Here is a 24,145-nt window from a genome sequence, read left to right on the forward strand (position 1 = left end):
CATGATTTTATTTCTTTCGCATTGCCGCATCGTGAGTTATCTCAACTAGCTTTTGCGTTTTCTCGGCAATCGCTGATTTTGACCAAACTCTTAAAATTTCTTTCTTGTTACTAGCTTTATCAATAATTGATAAAGTTTCCGCATTGATTTCCTGATCCAGAGTCAGGTAACTGATATTATTTTCATTTAGCCATCTGCATAGAGGATTCCTTTTGTTAAGCAGAATCACCTTCTCCATTGCAAGACCCGAAATAATATTTCCTAAAGCTTGCTGCCTGATGTGATTAAATATTAGCAAGTCACAAGATGATAATATTTCGTTATATTCGTATTTTCCCAAGAAAGTCATTAATGGAATGAAGTTATTCCCAAATAACTTCATTCCAGCATCCTTTATGCTTTCAGCATAATTTAGATCGCCATAACTCAACGGGCAGTAAATTTTTCGCGACTGCCAATCAACATTTGAATGAATAAACTCAAATGCCTCAATATGATTATTTTCCGGGGTTGCGCTGTTGCCAACAAGTATATTACCTGAGTGAATAGCACTAGCGTTACATGTGGCGTAGTCTTCTTCTAAGGTACCATAACTCCATGATAAATATTCGCATGTAAACCATGAGTTAGCTTCACAAACAAGTTCATACTCGGTGTTAATTACAGGTACAAAGTAGTCAATACAGGCAGTAATACGTTGAGGAGAATAGATTTTATTTAAAATACTTCTCCTTGCAACTCTAAAACTCCCGCTCAAAAAGTTCATTACAGTGATATTTTTTTTCTTACGGCTTGCGTCGAACACCGACTTGGTGTGTTGAAGTATCATTCCCTGAGGATAATATGTAGAGAGTAGGTATGGATAATAATCATAACCCCATCCGCACCAGACAACGACAAGATTGCGGGGCAATGTAGTGACGATAAATTTATCTAATAGAGAATGAAATATAACTATGCTTATATCATGTTTGTGGATATAGGCATTTAGCTCTCTTTTCCGTATCTGATCAGGTTTCCAGCCCTTGATATATTTAAAGTCTTCAGTTTGGTCAAAACAAATATACTTATTATTTTTTCCAAATCTTTCGAAATCACGAAAGACCATGTTCGAAAATTTGTCATCCGGAACGACATGTAAGGTTTTCAGACTAGCCATTTGCTTTCATTTTCATCTGCAAACTCAGGAGTTCTCGTTTCCGAGATTTAATAATTTTCGCGGGCTGACCTGCACATATTACAAATTCAGGCATATCATTCTTCACAAGAGATAAGGCGCCAACCGCAACGCCTTTTTCAAGTGTAATTCCAGGCAAAATGATACTGCCAGAACCAATGAGAACATGCTCTTTAAGTAATACAGGCGCGGAATAAACGTTAGTATATTCAGGGGGAATCGTTGGGTTAGACATAAACGCACCAGAATAATCATCACTACTTGAGTAAATAGATACTCGAGAAGAGATATTACAGTAGTCCGATACAACAATGCGTCCAGCCCCAATCAGTGAAGAGAACACTGCAATATGAACGTTTTTACCAACTTCTATACCTCCAGAACCGGCTGACAAAACACAGAAATCATCTATTCTTACATTATCCCCAAGAGTAATATTTTCTGCATTATAAAATGAAGCCTTATTGGAAACCTTGATATTTTTCCCTAATACCTTAAAGCCTAAAGATTTAAGTTCTGCATCGGTATAGCAACCCATATTAACCTCTGAGTAAACCGATAACAGTATCTTGCTCTTCGGAGGTCATACTTGCAAAAATTGGCAGACAAAGTATGCGATCAGAAATATGGTTTGCCACTTGCAAATTCAGTACAGCAGAAGATTTTATTCCACGATACATTGGCATATTACTGATTAACGGATAGAAATATCTCCTGGATAATACGCCATGATTCTTCAGATGTGCGTAAAGTTCGTCCCTGGACTTTGGATAATCATCTTCGACAATGACTGGAAAATAGGAGTGATTACTATTCGAATGAGAGGATAATTCGGGAATTTTAATACCCTTTACGCCAGCAAGTTCACGACGGTATCTTGTATCAATTTTATGGCGTTCGGTCATCGCTTCAGAAATATGTTTTAATTGAAGTAACCCAAATGCGGCATTCACTTCACTCATTTTACCATTTATACCTGGTGCGGTGACGGTGACTTCATCAGCGATACCAAAGTTTTTTAATCTATCGATTCTCTCTTTAGTTTTGATGTCATGGCAAATGATAGCGCCACCTTCAAAAGTATTGAAAACTTTCGTCGCATGGAAACTTAGAATGGATAAGTCGCCAAAATTCAGCAGACTATCACCCTTGTAATTAATACCAAATGCGTGCGCTGCATCATAGATGACACGTAAGCCATAGTTATCAGCGATTTTCTGAATACGCTCTACATCACATGGATTACCGTAACAATGCACTGGCATAATCGCAGTAGTCTCTGGAGTTATTGCCTGTTCAATTTTCTCTGGATCAATATTGAAATTTTTTTCATCAATATCAACAAAAACAGGCTTCAGCGAATTCCAGATGATCGAATGACTTGTTGCTACGAATGAATAAGGCGTAGTGATAACTTCACCTGAAATCCGCAAGGCTTGCAGAGCAGTAACTAACGCAATAGTCGCATTGTTAAATAAGGATATGTATTTTACCCCAAGATACTTGCATAATTCTGCTTCGAGTTGCTGATGGAACGGACCATTGTTAGTCAGCCACTGATTTTCCCAGATTTTTTCAAGGTAAGGCACGAATTCATTCAGCTCAGGTAAAAATGGTTTTGTTACTGGAATTTGCTTTGACATTATGACTCCTGACAATAATTTAAATATTCAGAACCTATGCTTTTCTTAAAGACATAATAGCTTTAATATTTTCTTTTTGATAAATAGCTAAATATATTATGTAAATAAAAACAAAGGCACATAAAAGAGTAATGACATTTATTAAATGTAATTCTTCATCGCTGATAAAAATTTGTATTGAGATAAAAAATACACTTATCAACCATGACGGCAACAATGCTCTCAACTGAACACTAAAACCAATGCTAGATAATTTTCCTGTATAGTATAAATTTATTAAGAGAGCGCAATAAGAATTGATCGCTATCCCATAACATAGTGCTGTAACACCATGCGGCAAGGTAATTAGCAAAATAATAGTAGTTATTATTTTCTTAATGATTTCGATCTTAAGAAATAAGTCAGATCTCCCTTTGACCTGAAGTAAGTTAAGATTTATTGCATGCAATGGATACAGTAAATATCCAGCACATAGTATCGACACCATCACTCCTGCTGGTTGCCACTTTTCTCCCACCAGAATAACTAATAACGGTGTAGCAACAATTGACAGTACTGTCATTGCCGGAAAGACAATAAGGCAAGATATACGAATAATGTTAAGATATTTCTTCTCAAGCTCTTGAATATTATGTTGTATATTACTTAACATTGGGTATGACACACGTTGTATAATGTTTGTCATGGTCATTGCTGGAACACTTGATAACTGATTTGCTTGTGTGTAATAACCTAACCGGGTTGCATCATACCATTTGCCGATTATCAGCGGATAAATGTTTGCATATAATGACTCTAACAATGAAGAGAGTAATAATTTATATCCGAAACTAAAAAGTGTCTTAAATGAATCTACCGAAAACCCTGTCTTAGGCAACCACGGGTCTAAGGCATTCAATAGTACTACATTTATAATTGAAAGCATTAATGTCTGAGATACTAAAGCCCAGACACCAAAATTATAATGATAGGCTAAAATAATAGCACAAAAACCACTTATCATGGCTGCAGTTATTGATGCTTTTGCTTGTGCTTTGAAATTGAGTGAAACACTGAGTCTTACTCTTTGCACTACACCCAATGAATTTATTGGTACAACTAAACCCAGCCAACGGGCTAGGGAATTTAACTCAGGCTTATTATAAAATTCGGCAATTAGCGGTGCTGTTATCCATAAAATGCCATAACACAGGAGCGCTATTAGTCCGTTAAAGATAAATACCGTCGAGTAATCTGATTCACTCCTGTCGGTTTTCCTGATAATCGCTGAGCTAAATCCACTATCCACAAAGACCTGGCTGAGGGCAATGAAGATAGCTAACATTCCAACCAGGCCAAACGCCTCTGGCCCTAGCCTCCTGGCTAAGACCAGCATGACACTCAGTTGTACTACCTGTGTAAAAATACGATCAATCGCGCTCCATATAAAACCGCTTTTAACTGATTGAATTTTCATTGAATCTTATCTAAGACTGCTAAACAAAGGCAAAATTTTATCTTTTTCCGAGAGGATAACATTCCCCGTCTCGTGCCATGATATTTGTAAATCGGGGTCATTCCATAAAATGCCCATCTCGCTCTTTGGATTATAATAGTTTGTTGTTTTATAAAGGAATTCAGCACTTTCGCTCAGGACCTGAAACCCATGCGCAAAACCTTCAGGTATCCAAAGTTGGCGTTTGTTTTCGGCGGAGAGAGTAATGCCTACCCAATGACCAAAAGTCGGGGAAGATTTTCGAATATCAACGGCTACATCAAAGACCTCACCAACGACACAGCGAACTAATTTCCCCTGCGCGAAGGGATCCAACTGATAATGCAAGCCTCGGAGCACGCCTTTAGCAGACTTAGAATGATTGTCCTGGACGAAATCGACTTTGCGACCTACTGCTTCCTCAAAAACTTTTTGATTGTAGCTTTCATAAAAAAAACCACGTTCATCGCCAAAAACCTTCGGCTCAATAATCATTACATCTGGAATATCAGTTCTTATAATATTCATCGATTAATAACCTTTAACCATTTTCAGCAAATATTGACCATAGGCATTCTTTTTTAATGGTTCAGCTAGCAACTTAACCTGTTCTGCATTGATAAAACCTTTACGGTACGCTATTTCTTCTGGGCAGGAGACCTTAAGTCCCTGACGCTCTTCAATTGTTGAAATGAAATTGCTTGCCTCAATTAAGCTCTGATGCGTCCCTGTATCCAGCCACGCATAACCGCGTCCCATCATGGCAACAGAGAGACGTCCTTGCTCCATATAGATACGGTTAATATCTGTGATTTCCAGTTCACCACGTGCAGAAGGCTTAAGGTTTTTTGCCATCTCGACAACGCTGTTGTCGTAAAAATAGAGACCGGTTACCGCATAGTTGCTTTTGGGTTCCAGTGGTTTCTCTTCCAGGCTAATTGCTGTCCCGCTCTTGTCAAATTCAACGACGCCGTAACGTTCAGGATCATTAACATGATATGCAAACACTGTCGCACCGCTTTCTTTATTAACGGCAGTGTCCATTAACTTCGGTAAATCATGACCATAAAAGATGTTATCGCCAAGAACTAAAGCGCAATCATCATTACCGATAAATTCCTCACCGATAATAAACGCTTGTGCCAAACCATCCGGACTCGGTTGTACTTTATAGTGCAAATTTAAGCCCCACTGGCTTCCATCTCCTAACAATTGTTCAAAGCGCGGAGTGTCCTGAGGGGTACTAATGATGAGGATATCCCTAATCCCGGCCAGCATAAGCGTTGAGAGTGGATAGTAAATCATTGGCTTGTCGTAAATAGGCAACAGTTGTTTACTCACTGCCATTGTGACAGGGTAAAGACGAGTGCCAGAGCCGCCAGCCAGAATAATCCCTTTACGCGTTTTCATTACATCATCTCTTTAAGTACAAAATGCCCTATCACGGGCATTAATATGAGTGTCAAATTGCTGTCGTGGTGAACAACTCTGTCAGCATGCGTTTTACGCCTTTCTCCCAATGGGGCAACAGCAAATCAAAATTCTTTTGGAATTTCTCTGTATTCATCCGGGAGTTGCCAGGACGTTGTGCCGGCGTCACGTATGCGCTTGCCGGTACGGCATTAAGCTTGTTTAGCTTCAATTCAATACCAGCCTTTCTGGCTTCATCAAAAACCAGAGATGCATAGTCATACCACGTTGTTGTACCACCCGCGACTAAATGGTAAAGACCAGCGACTTCAGGATCTTTCAGCGCAACACGAATAGCGTGCGCCGTACAATCAGCCAATAATTCCGCCCCAGTAGGTGCACCATATTGATCATTGATGACAGATAATTCAGTACGTTCTTTTGCCAGGCGAAGCATCGTCTTAGCGAAATTGTTACCCTTTCCTGCATAGACCCAACTGGTACGAAAGATTAAATGCTTGGCACAATGCGTTTTTAGCGCATTTTCACCAGCAAGTTTCGTTGCTCCATACACATTCAGTGGCGCAGTTGCGTCTGTTTCGCGCCAGGGTGTCTCACCAGAGCCAGGGAATACATAATCCGTGGAATAATGGATTACCCACGCATTGATTTCCGCTGCCGCTTTAGCAATGGCTTCAACACTTGTTGCGTTTAGCAGTTCTGCCAATGCCACTTCTGACTCTGCTTTATCAACTGCGGTATGGGCTGCTGCGTTAACAATCACATCAGGCCGGATACGTCGCACAGTTTCAGCAATACCTTCCGGGTTGCTAAAATCACCACAATAATCTGTTGAATGAACATCAAGAGCAACGAGATTGCCCAATGGGGCTAATGCGCGTTGTAGTTCCCAGCCTACCTGCCCTGTCTTACCGAACAGAAGAATGTTCATTACTTGCGTTCCCCATAATTCTGCTCGATCCAGGTTTGATAAGCGCCACTTTTAATATTTTCGACCCAGTGGGTATTGGCTAAATACCATTCCACCGTTTTACGGATACCTGACTCAAACGTTTCCTGGGGTTTCCAACCAAGTTCACGACTGATTTTATCTGCATCAATAGCATAGCGACGGTCATGACCGGGGCGGTCGGCCACATAGGTGATTTGACTGCGATACGAACCTGCTTTAGGGACAATTTCATCCAGCAAATCGCAAATCGTATGCACGACATCGAGATTTTTCTTCTCGTTATGCCCGCCGATATTATAGGTCTCACCAGGAGTCCCTTTTGTCACCACGGTATATAATGCCCGAGCGTGGTCTTCAACATATAGCCAGTCACGGATCTGATCGCCTTTGCCATAAATTGGCAGTGGTTTACCATCAAGAGCATTCAGAATAACTAACGGAATCAATTTCTCAGGGAAATGATAAGGGCCATAGTTATTAGAGCAGTTAGTCACGATCGTCGGCAGGCCATAGGTGCGTAACCAGGCGCGAACAAGATGGTCACTTGAGGCTTTAGATGCTGAATAAGGGCTGCTAGGCGCATAAGCCGTGCTTTCTGTGAAGAGAGGAAGATTATCTCCTAACTTTACTTCGTCCGGATGCGGTAAATCTCCATATACTTCATCTGTAGAGATATGATGAAAGCGGAAAGCGCTTTTTTTATTACTATCAAGTGTCAACCAATACTGGCGTGCAGCTTCAAGGAGGCAGTATGTTCCCACAATATTGGTTTCAATAAAGGCGGCAGGGCCGCTAATGGATCGATCGACATGACTTTCTGCTGCAAGATGCATGACCGCATCAGGCTTATGCGTCTCAAAGATGCGTTTCATTGCGCCGGAATCGCAAATATCAGCATGTTCGAAATAATAGCGATCGCTATTAGCGATATCATTTAATGATTCAAGATTTCCGGCGTAGGTTAATTTATCGATATTAACTACGCTATCCTGAGTATTATTTATAATATTTCGAACTACTGCAGATCCAATAAAACCAGCACCACCAGTAACAAGTATTTTCACTTTATAATTCCAGATGACGTATCAAGATCGGTATTTTGCTGCCGATTAAGAATAGAAATTATACACATTCGGACACGCTACCGCCCCTGGCTCATCAGCTACCAGTGCACTGCGATCATCCATAGGCGTGTTGAGCTCTGCAATCTTTCGCAAAGCCTCGAAACTCAAATACTAATTGTCTTACCAATTGATGTCAGAAACAAGAAGAAATCCTTCAAAATACACACTAAAATTTTTTCTTTAACTTATTGAAATAAAATGATTTTCTTTAAAATGCAAAAACGGCAGTAACATTCTCGTATTATCGACATCACTGTCGCGAATGTTAACTGCCGTTAATCTTACTAACGCTTATCAAACTGGGCGTTTTTTCAGCTTACTCGCCAAGCATCTTCTCTATACTTTTACGGAACTTAGCGCCTTCTTTCAGGTTGCGCAGTCCGTACTTCACAAATGCCTGCATATAACCCATTTTTTTACCACAGTCATAGCTGTCGCCGGTCATCAGCATCGCGTCAACGGACTGTTTCTTCGCCAGTGCGGCAATGGCATCTGTCAACTGGATGCGACCCCAGGCACCGGGCTCAGTTCTTTCCAGCTCTGCCCAGATATCTGCGGAGAGGACATAGCGCCCTACCGCCATCAGATCGGAATCAAGCGTCTGCGGCTGGTCCGGTTTTTCAATGAACTCGATGATACGGCTGACTTTACCTTCATTATCCAGCGGCTCTTTAGTCTGAATAACTGAATACTCAGAGAGATCCCCTGGCATGCGTTTCGCCAGAACCTGACTGCGCCCTGTTTCTTCGAAGCGGGCCACCATCGCGGCAAGGTTATAGCGCAGTGGATCAGCGCTGGCGGTGTCGATAATAATATCCGGTAGTACAACCACAAACGGATTATCGCCAATCACAGGACGAGCGCAAAGAATGGAATGGCCCAGACCCAGCGGCTGTGCCTGACGCACGTTCATGATGGTTACGCCCGGAGGGCAAATGGACTGCACTTCCGCCAGCAGTTGGCGTTTAACGCGCTGCTCGAGAAGTGACTCTAATTCATAGGAGGTGTCGAAGTGGTTCTCAACGGCGTTCTTGGACGCATGAGTTACCAGAAGGATTTCTTTGATCCCTGCAGCCACAATTTCGTCGACGATATACTGAATCATCGGCTTGTCGACGATCGGCAGCATCTCTTTGGGAATTGCCTTGGTGGCAGGCAACATATGCATACCCAAACCCGCTACCGGAATAACTGCTTTCAAATTAATCATTATTTCATCCACCTGTAAAATGGTTGCTGAATTATAGCGCTTTGACTCGTTTTAGCCAGTTCGAATTATTCCCGGGGGAATGGCATGGCTTTGGTACAGATGCTACGCCGCTCGGATAAAAAATGCAGTAGCCATAATCTTAAGTATGCGCCTGTTTCGCCAGGAATGGTCGCATTTTTACCCCCTCCCCTCAGGCAGGCTGAAGTTGATAGCCTCAACATTCACCCGCTGATGATTAATCCGGTCGATGTCTACCGAACTCTCTCCTTTTTCGTTAACGGCATGAACATTCGCCAGTGACAGCAGCGTGTCCTCTTTCGCCATAAACTTACCGCGCACATCTTTGCGCAGATCAAAATGTAACTTCAGGGCTGGCCCGGTCGACGAATCCTGCATGATATTGATATTACGCAAGAAAAGATGCTGTGGCTTGTTGTGTAACTCGAGGGTCGCTCGCTTCATCTCAATATTTGTCAGCGCGACAAACGAAGCCGCATTCCCGGACGATATCTGGATGCCGCGCAATTTATAAGCAAGCTGCGTATTATTCAGACGGATGTTATTTAGTTTAAAATTCTGCGGAATAGACAGATATTTCCCCTTCACCACGCCGTAGCCAATAAGCATTCCCGCGCTGTTTTCCATCTCGACGTTATCGATCACAAAGTTATCACAGCCATAAATGGCGACCGTCGCGTTATCTATTCCCGCTTTCTTACTGAAATCAGGCGTGATGTACTTTGCCTTCACATTACGAATAATGAAGTGTTTACCGCTTTCCACATGCACCAACTGCCGGCAATCGGACCCCGTAATGTTTGCCACCACGAAGTTTTTAACCGTCTGCTGCTCCGGGTAGTTGTTATCATAGGTACTCCCTGCCAGGCCAATGCCGATCCCCCAGTTGATCTTGCCATTCGTGCAGTTAATCCGTTCGATGACATGATCGGAAATCAGGATGTTGCGGTCGTTAATCGCCACGTTCCATTCAATCGCGTCCCCCTGGAGATCGCTGAATTTTCCATTGGTGATCTGTGCGCCATCGACCTGGTTATGAAAACCCTGGCGCAAAATCGCGTAGTTGGCGTGCGTGACGCTGATATTATCGATAACCAGATTGCGCATGACCTGCGGCTTTTTGCCGCCGATAAAAATTTGTGCCACCGGGCCAAAACCACTCATCGCGATGCCTTTTATCGCGCAGTCGGAACCGCGAACATCTAATGTGATGTTGTGCAGACTTGCCCCGTTTTCACCAATGACCTGACAACCGTCCTGGAGCACAAAACGCCCGCGGCCGTTACCGCTGAGCTTCCCTTTCACGAGTAGCGTTTTTCCCGCAGGGATGAACAGCGCAGCATTGATGTTCTCGCAAACGAGTCCCGCTGGCACCACAACGCTTTGCCCGTCAACGAAAGCCTGCTTAAACGAGGCAATCCAGTCCTTTGGATTGTAATCCTGAATATTGACAGTCTTGCGCGGTGTCACGGCGCGGGCAAAGGAGGCGTTAAGTATGGGGAGAGCGGCAAGCGCGGAACTTGCCGTCAGGAAGGTGCGTCGGGAGAGTTTCTTCTCAGGCATACAACCTCGGTTTAGATCGTTTGCAGCAGGCTGGCTAACTGACGATTGATCACCTGCTGGTTAAAATCATGTTCCACTTTTTCCCGCGCGCGCTGAACAACGGGCTGCAGGGCGTCATGGTCGATTTCACTGAACGCGGCAAGCTGTTTTGCCAGCGCCGTGGCATCGTTCTCTGGCACCAGCCAACCCGATTTTCCGGCATCGACCAGTTCAGGAATGCCGCTGTGCACGGTTGAAACAACGGGGATCCCCACCGCCATCGCTTCCATCAGCGCGACGGGGATCCCTTCCATATCACCATCGGCACCGGTAATCGAAGGCAGCAGAAAGACATCAGCGTCATCCAGCATTGCCTTCACTTCGTGGCTGGGTTTGAACCCCGGCATTTCAATAACATCATCAAGTTGATACTGCTCAATCAGAGTACGCAATCGCCGCTCCCAGGGGCCGATACCGAGGATACGATAACGGAACGCCACCCCCTGCTCCTTGAGCTGCCGGCAAGCTTCAATAGCCACATGCAGCCCCTTTTTCTCCGTCAGTCGCGCAACGGAGATAATGTCCAGCGGCGTGCCGGGTGCTTTCACCGGGCGATGGGTAAAGCGCGTCATGTCCACCCCCATTCGCGAAACGGCAATTTTCTCTGGCGGGCAGCCCATACTTTTAAGGCGTCCAGCCCAAAGTTCGCTGATCGGCAGCATCAGATCGCCCCGCCGGAACAGTTGTTGATACTCCGGCGTGTAATGATTCAGCACTTCCCGGCTCGAAATATCGATGCCATGAAAAATGGTGGCAATCTTGCCCTGAAGCACGCCCAATTCGCGAAGCTTTGCTGCCGTGACGCCCGCCGGCCCAAAATGGGCGATAAAAACATCGGCAGCAAAAGGCGTGGCCGTTTGTCCACAAATCGAGGACAGAATCAGGTTGCGTGCTTCTGCACCGTAGCGCGCAACATTCAACGCCTTCCAGGTGGCACCGCGATGCAGCCCCGTCAGCGTCTGGCCTGCACGATGGCGGAGCTTTGCCAGTCTCCCTGGGGGTTCATCCTGTAACCAGCGAGTTTTCGCCGCCAGGTTATATTTCGTCCATGCTTCATGCGTATTCTCGGTATCGCCTTTTTGTAGCGCGATAATCGACACCTCAAATCCCATATCAATAAACGCGGTGATCTGATTAAGCACAAAGGTCTCTGACGACAGCGGGAATTTCAGCAGAAAGAAACTGACCCTCATTTCACCTCCCGGATGCGCGACAGGACCGACTCCACCATTTGAAATCCTTTTTCCCGCTCGCGGGCGACGGCGTCCTGCACGCGGATCGTCAGTTCCGGCAACTGTCCGAGAATATCGCTGACCATCGACTTCAAACTTCCGTCCAGCAGGTGGCGAATGTCTATCGCCATCTCTGGCATCCCCAGTTGTTGCATAATGCCAGCCGATTTGTGCTCGTAGTTGATCGCAATGGCAGGCGTGCCAAAGTTCATTGAGATGATGGCGGAATGCAGACGCGTGCCGATGGTTAACTCGCAGGCGGCGAGAATTTTGCCGATCTCCACATCGTTCAGCTCATCCATCGCAATATGGAAGTGCTCGCGCTTCTCCACAAACTGCGCCATCCGCAACGCCACCATACGGTCATCGCGGTTGTAACGATCCATACTCGTACAGGTCGATAGCGCGAGCACCTGGTACCCGTCATCAATTAAGCGATTCACCACGTCCGCAAAGGCTTTTTCGTACGCCTGCTGAGTAGTGCCGAGGCGTTTGTCGAACGGTTCAAGTTCACGCAGCGTTATGGCAACCGTTTTGCGCAGGGCCGTCAGGTTCAGCCAGTGTTGTACTGCGTACCCCGGCGTAAAGCTGTCGTCGCGATGATCGACAAGCCAGGCCGTATCAACGCCCTGTTCGACTTTTTGCGTACTGATCTGCGCTTTTTCCATCAGGTCGCGGCTCACCGTTTCACGTAAGATCAGTGCGTTAGTGCGGCCAAATGTGTAGTTCGCCAACTGGTTAAAGTCCGGGTTCTGGAACGGCCCAACGCTGTGACCAATCATATAAATCGGTTTATTGGCCATAAACGCGCACAGAGGGTATTCAAAATGGGTCAGTCCGTAGAGATCGACATAGTTCGACCCGCCAACCTGGATAATCGCGTCATAGTTTTGCAAAAAACGGACAAACTCATGGAACTCAGGAGCAATATCAACGTTGCGCAGTTGGCCTTCGCCGGTCACTTTCGCCAGCAGGATTTTGTGTTGAAACCGGCGGCGAAGCACTTTCTTCACGCGTCCGCCAATCCCCCCTGCTGCCTGCTGTTTTTGGCTAAGCTGATACAGCGGATCGGCAATAATCTCGCGCCCCTGCAGCCAGGAAGAGCTGATCGGAAAGCGGCTCATCACATCCATTTCCACGTCAGGCTGCTGACGGCTGATGGCGTCAAGCAGGCCCCGCATAATGGCGCTATCGCCACGGTTACCGCAGGTGTGGTTGCCCAAAATTAATAATTTCATTGATTACCTCTAATCGTCGATGCCGGATCAAGCGACGCCGTATCCGGCAAAACTTATCCTGCGCGAAGCAGTGTTTTCATTTTTTCGCTGCGACAAAACTGACGCTTTAACTCCACCACCAGCGGGTGTCGGGAAAGAATTATCATCAGCACAAACGCCAGCGCACCGGCGGCAATTTGCGTGGCTAACAGTACGCTCAGCGTCAGGTGTCCCTGCAAAGCAAGACCCAACCCGTAGCTCACCGCCAGCGTGGGCAAAGAAAGATAGAACGGCAGCCACAGGCTGAGAATGTATTGACGGTAGCTGGCACCCAGCACCGGTTTGATCATCACGAAATAGCTCAGAATGGTGTTAATGATTTGCACCAGCAGGAAGCCCAGCGTGACGCCAATAGCCCCGGCCATCTGCCCGCCGAGAATGATCGCCGGAATAAACAGAAATGTTTTAAACACATTAAATTTAAAGCTGATATCCACCCGCGCTTTTGCCATCAGTAGCGAACCTATCGGGTTACCGACAGATCGCAGCAGTCCAACGATGCACAACAATTGCAGAACCGGAATGATGCTGTTCCATTTCTCACCGAACACCAGCGGCACGAAATTATTCGCGACCACCATGAGTCCCAGAAGCGCCGGAAAGTTAATAATCCCCACGACCGACAGCAGCTTGTAAAAATTCACACGCAACTTCTCGGTATCGTCCTGAATTTTGGCAAAGGCCGGGAACAGTACGCGGGTAATGATCGGGTTGAGTTTCATCGGTGGCACAACCGCCACGTTATAGGCCAGGTTATAGCCCCCGGCGACGCCCGCCCCGAGGATCCGCGCCAGCACCAGTGTAGAAAGATTAGTATTGACGTAGTTGACGATGCTATCCGCCGTTAGCCACGCGCCAAAGCGCAGGTTCGATGAAACCGAAGCAAGCGAAAAATGCAGGCCGGGACGGTAAATTTTGCGGCCAACGTAACCGAAAAGCAGAGTGCGCACAGCGCTATTGACCAGATATCCCAGGATCGCCGTTAACGCCCACGGCCAGAAATGGGCGCTAATCACGGTGAAGGTGAAACCCGCCAGCACCGCGCTGGTTTCAATCATCCCTATTTTGTTGAACTCCAGTTCCTTTTGCATTAGCGCCCGGAACTGTTGACCGTGAGGGATCACTAAGAACGCCAGCGACAGCGCTTTAATCAGCGGTATCAGGTCCGGGTTATGCAGAACGCGGCCAATCACATCACTTAGCAGGAAAACCGCCACGCAGACCACGATACCTAGCCCCACGTTCAGCCAGTACAGCGTCGTCAGTTCGAGATGACTAATCTCTTTGCGCTGAATGATTGAATTGGCGATACCGAAGTCGGAGAGCGTATCTGCCAGCGCGATTATCACCAGCGAGACGGTCAGTAGCCCAAATTGATGATTATCAAACACCCGCGCCAGTACCGTCATCTGAACCAGCCCAAGGCTGATAATGATCACTGTGGCAATGGCCGACCACTTCGCGCCGCTAATGGTTTTTTCTCGTAAGCTCATCTTAATACGCCGCTTTACTGATAAAGCCTTTGAAAATGGTGAGGAACACTATCTTGATATCGAACCAGACGCTCCATTCACGGATGTACTCAAGATCGAACTCCACACGCTTCTCCATTTTCTCCAGCGTGTCGGTTTCCCCCCGCCAGCCGTTGATTTGCGCCCAGCCGGTGATGCCTGGCTTAACCTTGTGGCGCAGCATGTAACCTTCAATCAGTTGGCGATACTGTTCGTTATGCGCCACCGCATGAGGACGTGGCCCGACGATGGACATGCCACCGGTCAGCACGTTGATAAACTGCGGCAACTCATCCAGAGATGTCCGACGCAGGAAGTTCCCCACCTTTGTGACGCGCGGATCGTTCTGCGTCGCCTGGGTCACCACCTTGTCGTTCTCCATCACCTTCATTGAGCGGAACTTCCACACTTTGATGGGCTTACCGTCCATGCCATAACGGGTCTGGCGGAAGATCACCGGCCCCGGCGAGGTGATCTTTACCGCCAGCGCAATGCAGCACAGCACCGGTGAAATCAGCAGCAGGATCAGTGAAGCCAGTACGATATCTTCGGCGCGCTTAATAAGGCGATTGATGCCCGAAAGCGGTGTGTCATACAGCGGAACAACAGGCACACCGCTGACCTCTTCAATGCGCGAGTGCAGAATGTTGAAGGTAAAAACATCGGGGATGAGGATGACCGAACAGGTGGTATCCGCCAGTTCACGCACCAGCGCTTTCACCTTTGCGCCGTCGCACATCGCCATCGCGATATAGACGTTGTGAATGCGCGAAGCTTTAGCATCTTCAATAAGCTGTTCGAAGTTACCCGCCCAGTCTGACGTCACGCCGCCGGGTTTGGGATCGTGGTAAACCCCCACCACTTCAAAGCCCAACCACGGCTCATTACGAAAGCTGTTCAGAAGAATTTGCCCGGCAGGCATATCGCCCGCGACCGCCACGCGGCGTGTGTTATAGCCACGATTGCGCAGCCAGCCCGCGCCAAAGCGAATAAATGAACGACAAAACACAAGACCGACGCTGGTCAACAGATACCACGCCAGCCAGACGCCCAGGCGATTGTCAAAGTCCTGATTAAACGCCACCAGGCCAGCGCTAAAAATAAGGCTCAGCGTCCAGTTTTGCAGCAGGAGGATCAGTTCAGTGGAAATTTTGACGCCGCGCCAGGAACGATAAAAATCGGTCATACCGCCCAGCATCTGAAAGACCACCAGCGTTATCAGTGCCACCAACAGGTGCATGTAGAGGAAAGGCAGTCCGCTCACTTCGCAGACCAGCCACAGCACGCCAAACATGATGGTGATATCTGAAAAGCGTTGCACCATAGAGATTAACGATGCATTGGTTTTGGCTCGCTCGCGCTTTTTTAGATTTGTCATCGTTGTTCCTGTTATTAGCCCCTTACCCGCCAGCGGGTAAGGGAAGATCTGACCTTACTGATTCAGCAGCGTCAGCAGAGTGCGCGTTCGCGCTTCCATCAGCGGGATATCGCCACGCGATTCCACGTTGAGGCGCACCACCGGTTCAGTGTTGGAAGAGCGCAGGTTGAAGCGCCAGTCAACGAACGACATGCTGATACCGTCGGTTCTGTCCACGGCCAGCGCTTCACTGGCGAAGTGCTGTTCCACGCGCGAAATCGCTGCCGCCGGCTCCTCCAGCTTACTGTTGATTTCGCCACTTGCCGGGAACGCCGCCATTCGATCGCGAACCAGCTCCCCCAGGGTCTGCCCTTTCAGGCACACCAGTTCCGCCACCAGCAGCCAGGGGATCATCCCGCTGTCGCAGTAAGCAAAATCGCGGAAGTAGTGATGCGCGCTCATTTCGCCACCGTAAATGGCATCCTCATGACGCATACGTTCTTTGATAAAGGCATGACCGGTTTTGGACATCACCGGAGTACCGCCTGCGGCTTTCACCACGTCGACCGTGTTCCAGGAAAGTCGCGGGTCGTGGATGATTTTGGCGCCCGGGTGTTTCTCGAGGAACGCTTCCGCCAGCAGACCGACGATGTAGTAGCCCTCGATAAACTGCCCTTTTTCGTCAAACAGGAAACAGCGGTCAAAATCACCGTCAAAGGCAATGCCCATGTCAGCACCGTGCTCGATCACCGCGTTGCGGGTGTCGGCGCGGCATTCAGGCAGCAGCGGGTTAGGAATACCGTTAGGGAAGTTGCCGTCCGGCGTGTTGTGCACCTTGATAAACTCCACCGGCACGCCAAGCGCGTTAAAACGCGCCTCAATAGCGTCTATCACCGGGCCAGCCGCACCGTTACCGGAGTTAATCACCAGCTTCAGCGGGGTGAGATTTTTGACGTTGATATAGCCGAACAGGTGCTCAATGTAGGCGTCGCGTAAGTTGATCTGTTGGTAACTGCCGCGCTTAGCGTCGTTGACCGGCGGGAAATCGTTGGCCTCCGCCAGACGCTGCACGTCGCGCAGACCGGTGTCGCCGCTGATGGGACGTGCGCCTTCACGCACTAATTTCATCCCGTTGTAGTCCATCGGATTATGGCTGGCGGTCACTTCAATCCCACCGTCCACGCCGAGGTGAAACGTGGCGAAATAGATCTCTTCCGTCCCGGACATGCCAATATCCAGTACGTCAACACCGGCATCCTGTAACCCTTTCGCCAGCGCCAGTTTTAGTGCTTCGCTGGTCAGGCGCACGTCCCCACCCAGCACAATCGTTTTCGGCTTGAGAAATTCACCGTAGGCGCGGCCAATCCGCCACGCAATCTCTTCGTTCAGTTCTTCGCCCAGTTTGCCGCGAATATCGTAGGCTTTAAAACAGGTTAATTTTTTCATGTTTTTACCCTTCTTCAGGCAACAGTTGGCCCTCTCCATGACGGAGAATATTTATTTCGATAACCAGTGGAACCGTAGGCCGGATAAGCAACGCGCCATCCGGCAAGTCATTCAGTGATTACACCCGACCGTAGCGGTCCTCAAAGCGCACCACGTCATCCTCTTCGAGATACGAACCGGAGCGCACTTCGATCAGGTCGAGCGGAATTTTTCCGGGATTCTCCAGGCAATGGGTCGCGCCCAGCGGGATATAGACAGACTCGTTTTCACCGAGCAGTTTGATGTCACCGTCAATAGTGACCTTTGCGGTGCCTGCCACGACGACCCAGTGTTCGGCGCGGTGATGGTGCATCTGAACCGAAAGTCCTTCACCCGGTTTAACGGTGATGCGTTTGACCTGGTAGCGCTCGCCCGCGTCAATGGAGTCATACTTGCCCCACGGACGGTACACTTCGCGATGAATATGGTGCTCATGTCGGCCATCGGCCTTGATTTGTTCAACCACTTTTTTGACGTCCTGCACCGCGTTGCGGTCGGCAATCAGCACCGCGTCTTTGGTCTGCACCACCACCAGATCTTTCACGCCGACGGTCGTCACCAGGCCAGATTCAGCATAGACATAGCTATTCTCGGTTTTATGGCTGATCACGTCGCCGTGGTGTACGTTCCCCTCTGCGGTATGGGCGCTTATTTCCCACAGTGAGGACCAGGAGCCGACGTCGCTCCAGCCCGCATCCATCGGCATGACCACCGCATCCACCGTGCGTTCCATTACCGCGTAGTCCACCGACTCTTCCGGACAGGCCAGGAACGCCTCTTCATCGACACGGATAAAATCGAGATCCGGGTCGACGGTGCTCATCGCTTTTTCGCAGGCTTCAAGAATATCGGGGCGATATTTCTTCAGCTCTTCCAGATAGCGTCCGGCCCGGAACAGGAACATTCCACTGTTCCAGTAGTAATCCCCGCTGGCCACGTAAGCCTGTGCGGTTTCCAGATTTGGCTTCTCGACGAACTGAGCCACTTCAAAGGCCACCGCGTCTTTCTCACCTGGCAGCACATCTCCGCGTCGGATATAGCCGTAGCCGGTTTCTGGCAGATCGGGCACGATACCAAAAGTGACCAACTTACCCGCCTCGGCGTAAGGCATTGCATTACGTACCGCATCGCGGAAAGCGTCTTCATTGGCGATGACGTGATCCGCGGCCAGCACTAACATCAGCGGGTCACTGTCTGGGCTATGGCGTTTTGCCGCCAGTGCCGCCAGCGCAATGGCCGGTGCGGTGTTACGCCCCGCCGGTTCAAGGATAATGTTCTCGGTGAGTTTGTTTAGCTGGCGTAACTGTTCCGCTACGATAAATCGGTGCTGCTCGTTGCAGATCACCACCGGACTTTCACACTCCACGCCGTTCAGACGACAAATGGTCGTTTGCAACATGGTGAGGTCGCCTTTCAGGCAGAGAAACTGCTTAGGATAAAGTACGCGGGAAAGCGGCCACAGGCGGCTACCGGAGCCTCCAGCCATGACGACCGGATAGAGTTTTGTCTGACTCATAATTTAATCCCGAATATCAGCAATAAATTGACGTAACACGTTCTCTTTATCGAGCGTGCGTTCGGCATATTCACGTGCCACCGTGTTCTGTTTTGGCATGGCGAGTGCCAGGGTAATACCCTCAACCAGCGCCGCGACCGATTCCGGCCCAACGCAAACGGCGATGCCCGGATAGTTGTCGCAAAGTTGTCCCAGCTCAGTCTCCGGCTCAGCGGTAATCACCGCATTCCCCCCCACTGCCAGAATATTGGTCAGCTTAGAGGGCAGAACTGCATCCGCCGCGCCGCGCTTTTGTACGACCAGATGGCAGTCGCCCATTTTCAGCAGTGCTGGCAGCGCTTCATAAGACTGCAACGGGTAAAATTTGATGTTTTCGAGGCCGCGTTCGTGGGCCATTTTCTCCAGTCGCGCCTTGCCGCCGCCCTGGCCGACAATCGCAAACAGCAGCGGTTCATCACGCAACTGAGCCGCGGCTTCAATGACGCTCTCCAGCCCCTGCTTTTCGCCAATATTGCCGGAGTAAAGAATGATTTTTTTGTCATCCGGCAGTCCAAGCTGCTGGCGTAACGCAAACACATCTGCGTCGTTAACGTTCTGAAAACGTGCCACTTCCGACCAGTTAGGAAAGAAAATCACCTTCTCTGCCTCAACGCCCTTCTCCTGCGCTTTGTTCATCATTGAACGGGAGATAGTGGAAACGTTGTCGACGTTATGCAGACCGCTGCGTTCAAAGGCGCTGGCCAGTTGGGCGACTTTGCCGGTCTTGCCCTTTCCCGCCAGCCCCAGGCCGAGCATGGCGTCCACTTCGTAATCCTGAATGTGCAGCAGCGTGCGCGCACCGGAGAGCTTCGCCAGCAGACGCATTCCCGGCGTGCAGAACAGCGTCGGTACCACGCCGATAATGCGATCCGGTTTCCAGCGACGCTGCGCCATCAGCGGGAAAAAACTGCTTAACGCGAAGCTGCCGAGATGAAGCAGGCGCTTGAGGGTTGATGGCTGCTTCGGCACATACAGCGGGCAGCGCCAGACGGTGGCATCGCCCTCTTCCCGACGATAGCGCCAGGCGGAGTAGCGTTCACCCACCTTCCACTGGGGGTAGTACGGTGGCGCGGTAATCACCCGCACCTCATGGCCTTCACGCGACATCCACTCAACCATTTCACCCGTGTATTTGCCGATACCGGTCAATTCAGGCGAGTAGTTGATTCCATAGACAAGGATTTTCATAGACTCATCATCCTTCAACCTGACTCTGCGACAGAAAATAGGCACGACTGTTGTCATGCACATTGTCGCTTGCCAGCAGCGCCTCTGGCGTTAACCAGCGGTAGGCGTCATGCTGGGCATCCGGCAGCGCCAGGTCACTTTCCTGCACCCGCAGACGATAACCGAGGACGATGTAATGGGTGGAAAAATCCGCGCCGGAAAAGTTGTCGTCATAGAAGTGCTGCCAGACACCATAGAACTGCCCTGCCGACAGCGGCAAACGCAGCCCCAGTTCGGCTTCGGTCAGGCGCGCAAAGGCCGCCTCAAGCGGCTCATCTTTTTGCACCCGCCCACCGGGTACGAACCAGTATCCCTGCGCCGGACGGTTCAGGCGTTTACCCAGCAGAAATTCCCCCTGCGCGTTTTCCACGATCAGATCGATGGAGATCAGCGGTGTGGAGCGCACGACGGTGGCAAAATCTTCCTGACGTAAAAACATATTTACCCCCGGAACCGATGCTGGTTCTCAAGGAACCACTGGTAAGTGCTGGCAAGTCCGTCTTCAAGCGAAATTTCGTGATACCAGCCAAGCTGATGCAGGCGGGTGACATCCAGCAGTTTACGCGGCGTGCCGTCCGGTTTTGTGGCGTCAAAGACCACGCGACCTTTGTAGCCCGTCACTTTTGCGATGGTCTGCGCCAGTTCACGAATGGTGCAGTCCACACCGGTGCCCACGTTGATATGTGACAGCATCGGCTGGGTGTTCTCCTGCCAGACTTCGCGATCCAGTTCCATGACGTGAATGCTGGCGGCGGCCATGTCGTCCACGTGCAGGAACTCGCGCATTGGCGTACCGCTGCCCCACACCACAACGTCCGGCGCGTTCTCGGCGGTCGCCTCGTGGAAGCGACGCAGCAGCGCCGGGATCACGTGCGAGTTGCTCGGATGGAAATTGTCATGCGGACCGTACAGGTTGGTTGGCATCACCGAGCGGTAGTCGCGGCCATATTGACGGTTATAGGACTCACACAGCTTGATCCCGGCAATCTTGGCAATGGCGTAGGGCTCGTTCGTCGGTTCCAGGGTGCCCTGTAACAGTTCGCTTTCCGCCATCGGCTGTTTTGCCAGTTTTGGATAGATGCACGACGATCCGAGGAACAGCAGCTTATTCACGTTATGCGTATGTGCGGCATGAATGATGTTGCTTTCCATCATCATGTTTTCGTAGATGAAATCCGCCGGATACGTGTTATTGGCGACAATGCCGCCCACTTTCGCTGCCGCGAGGTAAACCTGATCGATACGTTCAGCGGCGAAAAAATCGTTAACCGCCTGACTATCCAGCAGGTTCAGCTCATCACGGGTGCGTAAAACCAGCTCTACATCGCCGCGCTGCTCAAGCAGGCGTTTGATCGCGGAACCCACCATTCCGCGATGACCCGCAATAAAAATGCGTTGTTTGCTCATTCTCAGGACTCCAGCGCGATGGCAACCTCGTAGCCGTGAGACTTCAGCAGAGAGTGTTTTTTCGCCGCTTCCAGATCGTGAGCGACCATTTCCGACACCATCTCCTGCAAGGTAATTTCTGGCTTCCAGCCCAGCTTCTCATGCGCCTTGCTCGGGTCGCCCAGCAGGGTTTCAACTTCCGCCGGACGGAAATAACGCGGGTCAACGGCAACCATCACATCACCCGGCTTCACGCCTGGCGCGTCGTGACCGGTAACGGAAACCACGATGCCCTTCTCATTCACGCCTTCACCTTCAAAGCGCAGCTTGATGCCTAGCTGAGCCGCGGCCATTTCAACGAACTGACGCACGGAGTACTGCACGCCGGTCGCGATAACGAAATCTTCCGGCTGATCCTGCTGCAGCATCATCCACTGCATTTTGACGTAGTCTTTCGCATGGCCCCAGTCACGCAGGGAATCCATGTTGCCGAGATAAAGGCAGGACTCCAGCCCCTGAGCGATATTGGCGATCGCACGGGTGATTTTACGGGTGACGAAAGTTTCGCCACGACGTGGGGATTCATGGTTGAACAGAATGCCGTTACAGGCGTAGATACCGTAGGATTCGCGGTAGTTGACGGTGATCCAGTAGGCGTACAGTTTCGCGACGGCATACGGGGAACGTGGGTAGAACGGCGTGGTTTCTTTCTGCGGGATCTCCTGCACCAGGCCATACAGTTCAGAGGTGGACGCCTGATAGAAACGCGTTTTCTTCTCCAGACCGAGAAAGCGAATGGCCTCGAGCAAACGCAGGGTCCCCATTGCATCGACATCGGCAGTGTATTCCGGCGACTCGAAAGAGACGGCGACGTGGCTCATTGCGCCCAGGTTGTAGACTTCATCCGGCTGTACTTCCTGCAAAATACGCGTCAGGTTGGAGGAGTCCGTCAGGTCACCGTAGTGCAGATGGAATTTCGGGTTGCTCGTGTGCGGATCCTGGTAAATGTGATCGACACGTTCGGTGTTAAAAGACGACGCACGACGCTTGATGCCGTGTACTTCGTACCCTTTTTCCAGCAGCAATTCTGCCAGATAAGATCCGTCCTGCCCGGTAACACCAGTAATGAGAGCGACTTTTGACATGTCTGTATTCCTCTGTACTTATTAGAAATTATTCAGTTCGAGCGCGTGGGCGTATCACCACCGCGGGATTGCCACGGCAAATCATGTTTGCCGGAAGCGATTTAAAAACGCTGCTGCGGGCACCAACCACGGTGGCATCACCGATCGTGACCCCTGGCGCAACAAAAACGTCCGTTGCCAGCCAGCACTTCTCGCCAATCACAATCGGTGAGGCATTAATATCGAAATACTCACTGCCATGATCGTGACTGCCGGTACATAAATAACTTTTCTGCGATACCACTGAATGAGCACCAATCGTAATATCGCCAAGCGTATATAAATTCACGTCATCGCCAACCCAGGCGTAATCGCCTAAGGTTAATTTCCACGGATACGTTATTTTTACCGATGGACGAATGACTACGTTTTTTCCTATTTTTGCGCCAAATAAGCGCAGTAAAAAAGCTCGCCAGCGATACAGCACCTGTGGCGACCAGGCAAATAATGTGGCTTGTACCGCCCACCATAATTGCACTTTTATTGCACTACCGCCGCGAAAGCCCCTCGGCACAGAAAAGCCGCTTAAATCTTGCATAGGTATTCCTTATATTAAGCTTTGTTATATAAGGTTTTGGTTTTACCCGTGGTGCGCAGGCGTAAACGCCAGGATAATTCCGCCCAAAATCCAGGCACGCGTAATATCTGGCGCTGGACTTTTTTGGCGTCTTCGCACAATTCCAGATTATTCGTAGTCGATACGCCACCCATGGAAAATTCAGATACCAGACCATTCAGTTTTTTGAAACCGTAGCCTGCTTTGTACATTCGGGCTGCCAGTGCGTAATCGGAGGAGACTTTATATTGCAGGTCATAGCGCCATTTTTTCAGTCCGGCAACCGGGAAGAATATCGCCTGATGACTGGCAGGAAGGCTGTGATAAATATACCAACCCGGCTTTGCGCTGCGCTTGATTTTATGGCCATTGCCAAAATCGAGTAACGCGTCGCCGGTAATCATGCTGTTCTCTTTTTGGGTTTGTAACTGGCGAACAAATTGTGCCGCATCTGCATGAAAAACATCACCGGAATTGAGAAACAGCGCGAATTTTCCCTGCGCCATCTCAATACCTTTATTCATCGCGTCGTAAATACCCTTATCGGGTTCGCTGACAAAGCGTAAGTGGTACTGTCCATTGAGGTTTTCGAGAAACTCTTGTGTCCCGTCACCGGAACCGCCGTCCACCACAATCCACTCGAAGCTGATATCGTTCGCCTTTGCCAGGTGCGCCAGCGACGCGTGGGTTTTGACGATGCCGTCCAGGTTGCGAAAGGCGACGGTGATAATACTGAGCAACATG

General features: G+C 49.3%; 22 protein-coding genes. All 22 read right to left on the reverse strand.

Annotated elements, in window-relative coordinates:
* Positions 1 to 7: 7 nt before the first annotated feature.
* The 22 genes from HVY19_RS12675 to wcaE all read right to left on the reverse strand — a co-directional run bounded on the left by HVY19_RS12675 (position 8) and on the right by wcaE (position 24,144).
* The gene (locus tag HVY19_RS12675) at positions 8 to 1,159 is read right to left on the reverse strand and encodes a TDP-N-acetylfucosamine:lipid II N-acetylfucosaminyltransferase (RefSeq protein ID WP_181680932.1); all 1,152 of its coding nucleotides are present in this window, start codon (positions 1,157 to 1,159) and stop codon (positions 8 to 10) included.
* Positions 1,152 to 1,715 carry an acyltransferase gene (locus HVY19_RS12680; protein WP_181680933.1) on the reverse strand — a complete coding sequence of 188 codons (564 nt, stop codon included), beginning with the start codon at positions 1,713 to 1,715 and terminating at the stop codon, positions 1,152 to 1,154. The genes HVY19_RS12675 and HVY19_RS12680 overlap by 8 nt, the downstream gene beginning before the upstream one ends.
* A gap of 1 nt (position 1,716) precedes the next feature.
* The gene (gene vioA, locus HVY19_RS12685) at positions 1,717 to 2,820 is read right to left on the reverse strand and encodes a dTDP-4-amino-4,6-dideoxy-D-glucose aminotransferase VioA (RefSeq protein ID WP_181680934.1); all 1,104 of its coding nucleotides are present in this window, start codon (positions 2,818 to 2,820) and stop codon (positions 1,717 to 1,719) included.
* A gap of 34 nt (positions 2,821 to 2,854) precedes the next feature.
* The gene (locus HVY19_RS12690) at positions 2,855 to 4,276 is read right to left on the reverse strand and encodes a lipopolysaccharide biosynthesis protein (protein ID WP_181680935.1); all 1,422 of its coding nucleotides are present in this window, start codon (positions 4,274 to 4,276) and stop codon (positions 2,855 to 2,857) included.
* Positions 4,277 to 4,282: 6 nt separating this feature from the next.
* Positions 4,283 to 4,822 (reverse strand): dTDP-4-dehydrorhamnose 3,5-epimerase, encoded by a 540-nt coding sequence (gene rfbC / locus HVY19_RS12695; RefSeq protein WP_181680936.1) that lies wholly within the window; start codon positions 4,820 to 4,822, stop codon positions 4,283 to 4,285.
* A 3-nt stretch (positions 4,823 to 4,825) separates the two neighbouring features.
* Complete coding sequence (gene rfbA, locus HVY19_RS12700; protein ID WP_181680937.1) at positions 4,826 to 5,704, reverse strand: glucose-1-phosphate thymidylyltransferase RfbA; 879 nt, start codon at positions 5,702 to 5,704, stop codon at positions 4,826 to 4,828.
* 52 nt (positions 5,705 to 5,756) lie between these two features.
* Positions 5,757 to 6,656 (reverse strand): dTDP-4-dehydrorhamnose reductase, encoded by a 900-nt coding sequence (rfbD, locus tag HVY19_RS12705; RefSeq protein WP_181680938.1) that lies wholly within the window; start codon positions 6,654 to 6,656, stop codon positions 5,757 to 5,759.
* The gene (gene rfbB / locus HVY19_RS12710) at positions 6,656 to 7,741 is read right to left on the reverse strand and encodes a dTDP-glucose 4,6-dehydratase (protein WP_181680939.1); all 1,086 of its coding nucleotides are present in this window, start codon (positions 7,739 to 7,741) and stop codon (positions 6,656 to 6,658) included. Before rfbB ends, rfbD begins: the two co-directional genes overlap by 1 nt.
* Before the next feature lie 376 nt (positions 7,742 to 8,117).
* Entirely contained in the window at positions 8,118 to 9,011 is an 894-nt protein-coding gene (gene galF, locus HVY19_RS12715) for a GalU regulator GalF (RefSeq protein WP_181680940.1), read from the reverse strand.
* A 177-nt stretch (positions 9,012 to 9,188) separates the two neighbouring features.
* Complete coding sequence (gene wcaM / locus HVY19_RS12720) at positions 9,189 to 10,592, reverse strand: colanic acid biosynthesis protein WcaM (RefSeq protein ID WP_181680941.1); 1,404 nt, start codon at positions 10,590 to 10,592, stop codon at positions 9,189 to 9,191.
* Between the two features lie 11 nt (positions 10,593 to 10,603).
* Positions 10,604 to 11,824, reverse strand: coding sequence for a colanic acid biosynthesis glycosyltransferase WcaL (gene wcaL, locus HVY19_RS12725; RefSeq protein ID WP_181680942.1), 1,221 nt, complete (start codon positions 11,822 to 11,824; stop codon positions 10,604 to 10,606).
* The gene (wcaK, locus tag HVY19_RS12730; protein WP_181680943.1) at positions 11,821 to 13,101 is read right to left on the reverse strand and encodes a colanic acid biosynthesis pyruvyl transferase WcaK; all 1,281 of its coding nucleotides are present in this window, start codon (positions 13,099 to 13,101) and stop codon (positions 11,821 to 11,823) included. Before wcaK ends, wcaL begins: the two co-directional genes overlap by 4 nt.
* Positions 13,102 to 13,154: 53 nt before the next feature.
* Complete coding sequence (gene wzxC / locus HVY19_RS12735; RefSeq protein ID WP_181680944.1) at positions 13,155 to 14,633, reverse strand: colanic acid undecaprenyl disphosphate flippase WzxC; 1,479 nt, start codon at positions 14,631 to 14,633, stop codon at positions 13,155 to 13,157.
* A 1-nt stretch (position 14,634) separates the two neighbouring features.
* Positions 14,635 to 16,029 carry an undecaprenyl-phosphate glucose phosphotransferase gene (gene wcaJ / locus HVY19_RS12740; protein WP_181680945.1) on the reverse strand — a complete coding sequence of 465 codons (1,395 nt, stop codon included), beginning with the start codon at positions 16,027 to 16,029 and terminating at the stop codon, positions 14,635 to 14,637.
* Positions 16,030 to 16,083: 54 nt separating this feature from the next.
* Positions 16,084 to 17,454, reverse strand: a complete 1,371-nt coding sequence (gene cpsG, locus HVY19_RS12745) for a colanic acid biosynthesis phosphomannomutase CpsG (RefSeq protein ID WP_181680946.1) — start codon at positions 17,452 to 17,454, stop codon at positions 16,084 to 16,086.
* 118 nt (positions 17,455 to 17,572) lie between these two features.
* The gene (cpsB, locus tag HVY19_RS12750; protein WP_181680947.1) at positions 17,573 to 19,009 is read right to left on the reverse strand and encodes a mannose-1-phosphate guanyltransferase; all 1,437 of its coding nucleotides are present in this window, start codon (positions 19,007 to 19,009) and stop codon (positions 17,573 to 17,575) included.
* A 3-nt stretch (positions 19,010 to 19,012) separates the two neighbouring features.
* Positions 19,013 to 20,236, reverse strand: a complete 1,224-nt coding sequence (gene wcaI, locus HVY19_RS12755; protein ID WP_181680948.1) for a colanic acid biosynthesis fucosyltransferase WcaI — start codon at positions 20,234 to 20,236, stop codon at positions 19,013 to 19,015.
* Between the two features lie 7 nt (positions 20,237 to 20,243).
* The gene (locus HVY19_RS12760; protein WP_181680949.1) at positions 20,244 to 20,714 is read right to left on the reverse strand and encodes a GDP-mannose mannosyl hydrolase; all 471 of its coding nucleotides are present in this window, start codon (positions 20,712 to 20,714) and stop codon (positions 20,244 to 20,246) included.
* Positions 20,715 to 20,716: 2 nt separating this feature from the next.
* Positions 20,717 to 21,682: a GDP-L-fucose synthase gene (gene fcl / locus HVY19_RS12765; RefSeq protein ID WP_181680950.1), complete on the reverse strand. Its 966-nt coding sequence runs from the start codon at positions 21,680 to 21,682 to the stop codon at positions 20,717 to 20,719.
* Between the two features lie 2 nt (positions 21,683 to 21,684).
* Positions 21,685 to 22,806: a GDP-mannose 4,6-dehydratase gene (gene gmd, locus HVY19_RS12770; RefSeq protein ID WP_181680951.1), complete on the reverse strand. Its 1,122-nt coding sequence runs from the start codon at positions 22,804 to 22,806 to the stop codon at positions 21,685 to 21,687.
* Positions 22,807 to 22,834: 28 nt separating this feature from the next.
* Positions 22,835 to 23,383 carry a colanic acid biosynthesis acetyltransferase WcaF gene (gene wcaF, locus HVY19_RS12775; RefSeq protein WP_181680952.1) on the reverse strand — a complete coding sequence of 183 codons (549 nt, stop codon included), beginning with the start codon at positions 23,381 to 23,383 and terminating at the stop codon, positions 22,835 to 22,837.
* A 14-nt stretch (positions 23,384 to 23,397) separates the two neighbouring features.
* Complete coding sequence (gene wcaE / locus HVY19_RS12780) at positions 23,398 to 24,144, reverse strand: colanic acid biosynthesis glycosyltransferase WcaE (RefSeq protein WP_181680953.1); 747 nt, start codon at positions 24,142 to 24,144, stop codon at positions 23,398 to 23,400.
* Position 24,145: the final 1 nt, after the last annotated feature.

It is taken from the genome of Citrobacter sp. RHB25-C09 (genome assembly GCF_013836145.1).
Classification (GTDB): Bacteria; Pseudomonadota; Gammaproteobacteria; order Enterobacterales; family Enterobacteriaceae; genus Citrobacter_A.

Excerpts from the sequence above, each read along its gene's own strand:
- HVY19_RS12675 (WP_181680932.1), bottom strand. The coding sequence starts at position 1,159 with ATGGCTAGTCTGAAAACCTTACATGTCGTTCCGGATGACAAATTTTCG.
- HVY19_RS12680 (WP_181680933.1), bottom strand. The coding sequence starts at position 1,715 with ATGGGTTGCTATACCGATGCAGAACTTAAATCTTTAGGCTTTAAGGTA.
- vioA (WP_181680934.1), bottom strand. The coding sequence starts at position 2,820 with ATGTCAAAGCAAATTCCAGTAACAAAACCATTTTTACCTGAGCTGAAT.
- HVY19_RS12690 (WP_181680935.1), bottom strand. The coding sequence starts at position 4,276 with ATGAAAATTCAATCAGTTAAAAGCGGTTTTATATGGAGCGCGATTGAT.
- rfbC (WP_181680936.1), bottom strand. The coding sequence starts at position 4,822 with ATGAATATTATAAGAACTGATATTCCAGATGTAATGATTATTGAGCCG.
- rfbA (WP_181680937.1), bottom strand. The coding sequence starts at position 5,704 with ATGAAAACGCGTAAAGGGATTATTCTGGCTGGCGGCTCTGGCACTCGT.
- rfbD (WP_181680938.1), bottom strand. The coding sequence starts at position 6,656 with ATGAACATTCTTCTGTTCGGTAAGACAGGGCAGGTAGGCTGGGAACTA.
- galF (WP_181680940.1), bottom strand. The coding sequence starts at position 9,011 with ATGATTAATTTGAAAGCAGTTATTCCGGTAGCGGGTTTGGGTATGCAT.
- wcaM (WP_181680941.1), bottom strand. The coding sequence starts at position 10,592 with ATGCCTGAGAAGAAACTCTCCCGACGCACCTTCCTGACGGCAAGTTCC.
- wcaL (WP_181680942.1), bottom strand. The coding sequence starts at position 11,824 with ATGAGGGTCAGTTTCTTTCTGCTGAAATTCCCGCTGTCGTCAGAGACC.
- wcaK (WP_181680943.1), bottom strand. The coding sequence starts at position 13,101 with ATGAAATTATTAATTTTGGGCAACCACACCTGCGGTAACCGTGGCGAT.
- wzxC (WP_181680944.1), bottom strand. The coding sequence starts at position 14,633 with ATGAGCTTACGAGAAAAAACCATTAGCGGCGCGAAGTGGTCGGCCATT.
- wcaJ (WP_181680945.1), bottom strand. The coding sequence starts at position 16,029 with ATGACAAATCTAAAAAAGCGCGAGCGAGCCAAAACCAATGCATCGTTA.
- cpsG (WP_181680946.1), bottom strand. The coding sequence starts at position 17,454 with ATGAAAAAATTAACCTGTTTTAAAGCCTACGATATTCGCGGCAAACTG.
- cpsB (WP_181680947.1), bottom strand. The coding sequence starts at position 19,009 with ATGAGTCAGACAAAACTCTATCCGGTCGTCATGGCTGGAGGCTCCGGT.
- wcaI (WP_181680948.1), bottom strand. The coding sequence starts at position 20,236 with ATGAAAATCCTTGTCTATGGAATCAACTACTCGCCTGAATTGACCGGT.
- HVY19_RS12760 (WP_181680949.1), bottom strand. The coding sequence starts at position 20,714 with ATGTTTTTACGTCAGGAAGATTTTGCCACCGTCGTGCGCTCCACACCG.
- fcl (WP_181680950.1), bottom strand. The coding sequence starts at position 21,682 with ATGAGCAAACAACGCATTTTTATTGCGGGTCATCGCGGAATGGTGGGT.
- gmd (WP_181680951.1), bottom strand. The coding sequence starts at position 22,806 with ATGTCAAAAGTCGCTCTCATTACTGGTGTTACCGGGCAGGACGGATCT.
- wcaF (WP_181680952.1), bottom strand. The coding sequence starts at position 23,383 with ATGCAAGATTTAAGCGGCTTTTCTGTGCCGAGGGGCTTTCGCGGCGGT.
- wcaE (WP_181680953.1), bottom strand. The coding sequence starts at position 24,144 with ATGTTGCTCAGTATTATCACCGTCGCCTTTCGCAACCTGGACGGCATC.